A 7,099-nucleotide genomic window follows, 5' to 3' on the forward strand; every position below is an offset into this window, starting at 1 on the left:
TGACTCTCCTTGAGCTGCGTGACTGTCGAAGACATTCGATGCGTACGGAAGGGAACCCTCGGGCCGTACGGACGGCGCGGCGCCGTCCATATGCGCGGGCATATGCAGCGGGCGGGTTCGGTACAGCCTATCGAAGGAAGGTTCTGTGGCGACATAGGGCGCACAGGAGGCGCACGATGCGTGTCGCAAGCCCCCTGTGCACCCGCGTGCTGTTTGCGCGCGGACCCTGGTGTCAGGACCCTTGCGCGAGGGCCCTGTGCAGGGCCCTCGCACGAAGACGCTTGTGCGAGGGCCCTTACGCGTATGCGAGGACGCTTACGCGAGGCCGAGGCGCTCGGCCGCCGTCACCGCGTCGACGGGGACGGTGACCGGCTGCGGCGCGCCGGCGACCGCCCAGTCGGGGTCCTTCAGGCCGTTGCCGGTGACGGTGCAGACGATCCGCTGGCCCGGGTCGACCTTGCCCTGCTCGGCGGCCTTCAGCAGGCCGGCCACGGACGCGGCGGACGCCGGCTCCACGAAGACGCCCTCCTGCGCGGCCAACAGCCGGTAGGCGCGCAGGATCTCACGGTCCGTCACCTCGTCGATGAGGCCGCCCGACTCGTCCCGCGCCGCCAGCGCGTACTGCCAGGACGCCGGGTTGCCGATGCGGATGGCGGTGGCGATGGTCGACGGGTCCTTGACCACCTCGCCGCGCACGATCGGCGCGGAACCGGACGCCTGGTAGCCCCACATTCGGGGCTTCTTGGCGGCCACGCCATCGGCGGCGTACTCCCTGTACCCCTTCCAGTACGCGGTGATGTTGCCCGCGTTGCCGACCGGCAGGACGTGGATGTCGGGGGCGTCGCCGAGCATGTCGACGATCTCGAAGGCGGCCGTCTTCTGGCCCTCGATACGCACCGGGTTGACCGAATTGACCAGCGCCACCGGGTAGTTGTCGCTCAGCGCGCGGGCCAGGGTGAGGCAGTCGTCGAAGTTGCCGTCGACCTGGAGGATCTTGGCGCCGTGCACCAGCGCCTGCCCCATCTTGCCGAGCGCGATCTTGCCGCGCGGCACCAGGACGGCCGAGACCATCTTCGCGCGCACGGCGTAGGCGGCGGCGCTCGCCGAGGTGTTGCCGGTGGAGGCGCAGATGACGGCCTTCGCGCCTTCCTCCTTGGCCTTGGAGATGGCCATCGTCATGCCGCGGTCCTTGAAGGACCCGGTGGGGTTGGCGCCCTCCACCTTGAGGTGGACCTCGCAGCCCGTGCGCTCGGAGAGCACCTGCGCGGGCACGAGGGGCGTGCCGCCCTCACGGAGCGTCACGACCGGCGTGGTGTCGGACACCGGAAGCCTGTCCCGGTACTCCTCGATGATTCCGCGCCACTGGTGGGTCATTGCTGGTTACTCTCCTTCAACCCGCATGATGCTGGCGACACCCCGCACGGTGTCGAGCTTGCGCAGCGCCTCGACGGTACCGCTGAGTGCGGCGTCGGAGGCCCGGTGGGTGACGACGACGAGAGAGGCCTCGCCGTCCTTGCCCTGCTGCCGAACCGTATCGATCGACACACCGTGCTCGGCGAACACGGTGGCCACTTGGGCGAGAACGCCCGGTTTGTCGGCCACGTCGAGGCTGATGTGGTAGCGCGTGACCACCTCGCCCATGCCCGACACCGGCAGCGCGGCGTACGCCGACTCGCCGGGCCCGGTCGAGCCGCTGAGCCGGTTGCGGCACACGGCCACCAGGTCGCCGAGGACCGCGGAGGCGGTCGGGGCGCCACCCGCGCCGGGGCCGTAGAACATCAACTGCCCGGAGGCGTCGGACTCCACGAAGACGGCGTTGTAGGCGCCGCGCACGGAGGCGAGCGGGTGCGTGAGCGGAATCATGGCCGGATGCACGCGCGCGGTGACCGACTGGCCGTCCTCGGCCCGCTCGCAGATGGCGAGCAGCTTGATGGTGCAGCCCATCTCCCTGGCCGAGCGGAAGTCGGCGGAGGTGACCTCGGTCATGCCCTCGCGGTAGACGTCGTCGAGGCGCACCCGGGAGTGGAAGGCGATCCCGGCGAGGATCGCGGCCTTGGCGGCGGCGTCGTAGCCCTCCACGTCGGCGGTCGGGTCGGCCTCCGCGTACCCGAGGGCGGTGGCCTCGTCGAGGGCCTCCTGGTAGCCGGCGCCGGTGGAGTCCATCTTGTCGAGGATGAAGTTGGTCGTGCCGTTGACGATGCCGAGCACCCGGTTGACCTTGTCGCCGGCCAGGGACTCGCGCAGCGGGCGGATCAGCGGGATGGCGCCGGCGACGGCGGCCTCGTAGTACAGGTCCCGGCCGTGCTGCTCGGCGGCGGCGTGCAGCGCGGCCCCGTCCTGGGCCAGCAGCGCCTTGTTGGCGGAGACCACGGAGGCGCCGTGCTCGAACGCGGTGGTGATCAGCGTGCGGGCGGGCTCGATCCCGCCGATGACCTCGACGACGACGTCGAGGTCGCCGCGTTTGACCAGCGCGGTGGCGTCGGTGGTGACGAGGGAGGGGTCGATGCCGGCGCGGACCTTGCCGGGCCGGCGCACCGCGACGCCGGCCAGTTCCACCGGGGCGCCGATGCGGGCGGCGAGGTCTTCGGCGTGCGTCGTCATGATGCGCGCCACCTCTGAGCCGACGACCCCACAGCCCAGCAGCGCCACCTTCAGCGGACGCGTACGCATCATCCGACCTCGTTTCCTCATACCGTCTACGGTTCGACCAGTCTCACTCACCGGACCGGATTTTCTGCCCTTGGTCCGGATTCTGAGACATCTATTTCATTTGTACGGGGGCGGAAGACGAAGATCTTCCCGGAGATCTTCCCGGAGCCCGCTACCGCCCTCCGCCACCGGGTCTGTGGGTCCGTGGGTCCGTGGGTCTGTGGGTCTGTGGGCTCACCCGACGTCGAGACGCAGCAGATCCTCTTCCGTCTCGCGCCGCACGATCACCCGCGCCTCCCCGTCCTTCACGGCGACCACGGGCGGACGCAGCACGTGGTTGTAGTTGCTGGCCATCGACCGGCAGTACGCCCCCGTCGCCGGCACGGCGATCAGATCACCGGGCGCGATGTCGGCCGGCAGGAACGCGTCCCGGACCACGATGTCCCCGCTCTCGCAGTGCTTGCCGACGACACGCGCGAGCATCGGCTCAGCGTCGGAGGCGCGGGAGACGAGAGCGACGCTGTACTCGGCGTCGTACAGCGCGGTGCGGATGTTGTCCGACATCCCGCCGTCGACGGACACGTACGTCCGCAGCCCGTCGAGCGGCTTGATGGTCCCGACCTCGTAAAGCGTGAAGGCGGTCGGCCCGACGATGGCGCGCCCGGGCTCGACGGAGATCCGCGGCGTACGCAGCTTCGCCGCCTCGCACTCCCGCCCGACGATCTCCGTCAGCGCCTTGGCGATCTCGTGCGGCTCGCGCGGATCGTCGTCGCTGGTGTACGCGATCCCGAGCCCGCCCCCGAGGTCGATCTCCGGCAGCTCGACCCCGTGCTCGTCCCGGATGTCCTTCAGCAGCCCGACCACCCGGTGCGCGGCCACCTCGAACCCCGACATGTCGAAGATCTGCGACCCGATGTGCGAGTGGATGCCGATCAGTTCGAGCCCGTCGAGCTGCAGCGCCCGCCGCACGGCCTCGGCGGCCTGTCCCCCGGCGAGCGGGATGCCGAACTTCTGGTCCTCGTGGGCGGTGGCGATGAACTCGTGCGTGTGCGCCTCGACGCCGACGGTGATCCGGATCTGCACGCGCTGCCGCTTGCCCAGCTCCCGGGCGATGTGCGCCACCCGCACGATCTCCTGGAAGGAGTCGAGCACGATCCGCCCCACGCCCGCCGCGACGGCCCGGGTGATCTCCGCCGTCGACTTGTTGTTGCCGTGGAAGGCGATCCGGTCGGCGGGCATCCCGGCGGACAGCGCGGTGGCCAGCTCCCCGCCGGAGCACACGTCGAGATTCAGCCCCTCCTCGTGCAGCCAGCGCACCACGGCGCGCGAGAGGAACGCCTTGCCGGCGTAGAAGACGTCGGCGTCCTGCCCGAACGCGGTGCGCCAGGCACGGGCCCGGGCCCGGAAGTCGGCCTCGTCGAGCACGTAGGCAGGCGTGCCGAACTCCTCGGCGAGCGTCTTGACGTCGATCCCGCCGACGGTGACGACCCCCTGCGCGTCCCGGGCGACGGTCTGCGCCCACACCTTCGCGTCGAGGGTGTTCAGATCGGCGGGCGGCGCGGAGTAGTGCCCCTCGGGGAGGACGTCGGCGTGACGGGGCCCGGCGGGGTGTGCGGAACGGCTCATGTCTCTTCGTGGGCTTTCTCAGAGGTGTTCGGGTGCGTCGATGCCGAGCAGGGACAGGCCGCCGGCCAGCACCGTCCCGGCGGCTTCGGCGAGCGCGAGCCGGGCACGATGGGCGGCCGAGGGTTTCTCCGCCCCGCGCGGCAGCACGGCGGGCAGAAACGCGAGCACGGCGTCGGCGATGGTGACCAGGTGCCGGGCGAGGCGATCGGGGGCACGGTGGGACGCGGCGGCCAGGAGGACGCGGGGGTGGTCGGCGAGGGGGGTGGTGAGGTGCGCGGTGCTGCCGCTGATGTGGCCGGGCCGGCTACGGAAGCCGAGGTCGGCGGCGTTGCGGGTGAGGGCACGGGTGCGGGCGTGGGCATACCGCACCCGAAAGAGGGGATTGCTCTCACGCTGGACGAGCAGATCGGCGGTGATCCGGGGCCGGTCATGGACGGCGGGATGAAGCAGGGCCCAGCGCGCGGCGTCGACCCCGAGCAGAGCGGGATCCTCGGACGCCGGAACGGGCCGGAGATCGACAGGCTCACCGGCCCCGACCTCGACGACCTTCAGGCGACCCCCCTGCGAACCGACGATCCGCCCGACCGCATCGGCGACGACGGCGGCGCGCACCTCACGAGGAATGCGCAGCTCGACGACGTCCCCGCCGAGGGCGTCGGAGTGCCCGTACCCCTCCCCAAGCCGCAGAATCTCCTCGACGAGCCCCGCGGAGGCGCTCCGCCGCAGGCACAGATTGAGAAACCCGGGCCCGGTGACAACGACATCGGCGACACCGTCTGTGTCCGCGAGATAGGGCCGCAGGATCTCGGCGACCCGAAGTGGGGGCTGGCCGGCCGGGCGGGCGAGCTGCAGGGCGATGTTGGTGGCGTAGTCCCCCCGCCCACCAGGCCCGGGCGCCCCGACAACGGCACGTGCAGGCACGGCCACGCTCAGCTCCCCCGCGTCCACAGCACGACGCACCGCGCACAGCACGGTACGGGAGAGCTCGCCGGGGGTCACGGGAACAGGGTAGGCGAGGAGGCGGGTGGGAGGGCGACCGGGAATCGAGGGGTCCGACATGTGGACACGCAGTGCTGAAGCCGCCCCTTCCAACTCCACCGACCCATGATCGACCGACCGCAGGCTGACGGCTCGCCGCTCAGCAGTCAGCCGCCGGCGCGCCCGGCGCGCTCAGCCTCACCGAAACCGAGCGCACGCCCCAGAGCATCGTCGGAGTCACCATCTCCCGCTGCTCCCCCCGCCCGCCGCCCCTTCTCGATCAACTCGACGACGACACGAACGAGTTCCACGGGGTCGAAGGGCTTGGCAAGGAAGGCGTCAATGCCGACGTCGAGCCCGCTCTCGATCTCGTACGAGGTACAGGCACTGACGATGGCGACGGGCAGATCACGGGTCCGCGGATCGGCACGCAGCTGGGCGGCGGTACGCAGACCGTCGAGCCGAGGCATGACGACGTCGAGGGTGACGACATCAGGCTGCACCTCATGGACGACTTCCAGACACTCGGCACCGTCGGCCGCGGTCACGACCTCAAGCCCTTCCAGCTCGAGGTTGACCCTGATCAGCTGCCGGATGACCTTGTTGTCGTCCACAACAAGCACCCGGCCCGAGGCGCCTGGCACAACTTGAGAGTAGGTCGGGACCGGCCACCGCGTCCGGGTTTTGCCCACTTCCACCCCGTGCGGGGGATGCGCGACCGCACGGGCGACGCGACGAAACCCGTTCATGAACACCCCACCGGAGCTGGTAGTGTTCTACCCGTCGCAGCGCACACCGCGCAGATGACACGCCCCCGTAGCTCAGGGGATAGAGCAACGGCCTCCGGAGCCGTGTGCGCAGGTTCGAATCCTGCCGGGGGCACCCAGCATGAGGTGCCCAAAGACCCCGTCACCAGCGGAAACGCTGAGGCCGGGGTCTTCGCGTATGTGCAGGCGTGTGCCGTCCGGAGCGGCCGTATGTCGGGGTCTGTGGACGAGGCGTGGACGGGATCTTGAAGCGTTCCTGCAGGTGATGAGGCTGATCTCCCCGACCGCCCCTCGCTATCGTCGTCCCGGTCTTCGACCACGCCGCGGATGCAAGGTCGTAATCAGGCTGCGGCGGCTGTCATGTCGCACTCAGCCGCCGCCTGCCGGCACAGGAATGGACGAGTTGGGGGATCTCGTGGATGTGACCACGCTTGCCGTCGCGCTCATCAGCGTTGGAGGAACGCTGGGCGGAACTTTAGGCGGAGCAGTGCTCAGCCAGCGTGCCAACCGGGAGCAAAACGAGCGTGCCGATCGTGACCAGGGACTGCTGCATGATCGGGTGACAGCGGGTTTTATGCAGCCAGAGCTGCGGGTGGAGTCATGATGGTCTCGTACTCGACGGGGGTCAATCGGCCCAGGCGTCGTTGCCGTCGGCGCCGGTGGTAGGTCCGTTCGATCCAGGTGACGATCGCGATCCGCAACTCCTGGCGGGTGACCCAGGTACGGCGGTCGAGGACGTTTTTCTGCAGCAGCGCGAAGAAGCTCTCCATCGCGGCGTTGTCGCCGGCGGCCCCGACCCGGCCCATTGAGCCGACCAGGCCGTGCCGGGTGAGGACGGCGGCGACCTTGCGGGACCGGAATTGCGATCCGCGGTCGGAGTGCACGATGCACCCCGCGACGGGGCCGCGACGGGCGACGGCGGACTCCAGGGCTCTGACCGCGAGGCGGGACTGCATCCGGGCGTCGATGGAATAGCCCACGATGCGGCCCGAGAAAGCGTCCTTGACGGCGCACAGGTACAGCTTGCCCTCGCCGGTCGCGTGCTCGGTGATGTCCGTGAGCCACAGCCGGTTCGGCCC

At 70.2% G+C, this 7,099-nt stretch carries 6 protein-coding genes and 1 tRNA gene; 1 reads left to right on the top strand and 6 read right to left on the bottom strand.

Annotated elements, in window-relative coordinates; translation table 11 throughout:
• Positions 1-315: 315 nt before the first annotated feature.
• The 5 genes from thrC to ACZ5GT_RS24120 all read right to left on the bottom strand — a co-directional run bounded on the left by thrC (position 316) and on the right by ACZ5GT_RS24120 (position 6,002).
• The gene (gene thrC / locus ACZ5GT_RS24100; protein WP_469029480.1) at positions 316-1,374 is read right to left on the bottom strand and encodes a threonine synthase; all 1,059 of its coding nucleotides are present in this window, start codon (positions 1,372-1,374) and stop codon (positions 316-318) included.
• Positions 1,375-1,380: 6 nt separating this feature from the next.
• The gene (locus ACZ5GT_RS24105) at positions 1,381-2,673 is read right to left on the bottom strand and encodes a homoserine dehydrogenase (RefSeq protein WP_469029483.1); all 1,293 of its coding nucleotides are present in this window, start codon (positions 2,671-2,673) and stop codon (positions 1,381-1,383) included.
• 210 nt (positions 2,674-2,883) lie between these two features.
• The gene (lysA, locus tag ACZ5GT_RS24110) at positions 2,884-4,275 is read right to left on the bottom strand and encodes a diaminopimelate decarboxylase (RefSeq protein ID WP_469029486.1); all 1,392 of its coding nucleotides are present in this window, start codon (positions 4,273-4,275) and stop codon (positions 2,884-2,886) included.
• Positions 4,276-4,293: 18 nt separating this feature from the next.
• Positions 4,294-5,274: an ArgS-related anticodon-binding protein NrtL gene (nrtL, locus tag ACZ5GT_RS24115; RefSeq protein ID WP_469029488.1), complete on the bottom strand. Its 981-nt coding sequence runs from the start codon at positions 5,272-5,274 to the stop codon at positions 4,294-4,296.
• Between the two features lie 146 nt (positions 5,275-5,420).
• Positions 5,421-6,002, bottom strand: coding sequence for a response regulator (locus ACZ5GT_RS24120; protein WP_469029491.1), 582 nt, complete (start codon positions 6,000-6,002; stop codon positions 5,421-5,423).
• 61 nt (positions 6,003-6,063) lie between these two features.
• On the opposite strand from ACZ5GT_RS24120, the gene ACZ5GT_RS24125 reads away from it, so the two are divergent.
• A tRNA-Arg gene (locus tag ACZ5GT_RS24125) sits at positions 6,064-6,135 on the top strand.
• 457 nt (positions 6,136-6,592) lie between these two features.
• Here the strand turns inward: ACZ5GT_RS24125 and ACZ5GT_RS24130 are convergent.
• Positions 6,593-7,099 (bottom strand): IS3 family transposase (locus ACZ5GT_RS24130; protein ID WP_469029494.1); only part of this gene is annotated, 507 nt, incomplete at its 5' end.

The organism is Streptomyces sp. NPDC031340 (assembly GCF_055569945.1).

Excerpts from the sequence above, each read along its gene's own strand:
- thrC (WP_469029480.1), bottom strand. The coding sequence starts at position 1,374 with ATGACCCACCAGTGGCGCGGAATCATCGAGGAGTACCGGGACAGGCTT.
- ACZ5GT_RS24105 (WP_469029483.1), bottom strand. The coding sequence starts at position 2,673 with ATGATGCGTACGCGTCCGCTGAAGGTGGCGCTGCTGGGCTGTGGGGTC.
- lysA (WP_469029486.1), bottom strand. The coding sequence starts at position 4,275 with ATGAGCCGTTCCGCACACCCCGCCGGGCCCCGTCACGCCGACGTCCTC.
- ACZ5GT_RS24120 (WP_469029491.1), bottom strand. The coding sequence starts at position 6,002 with ATGAACGGGTTTCGTCGCGTCGCCCGTGCGGTCGCGCATCCCCCGCAC.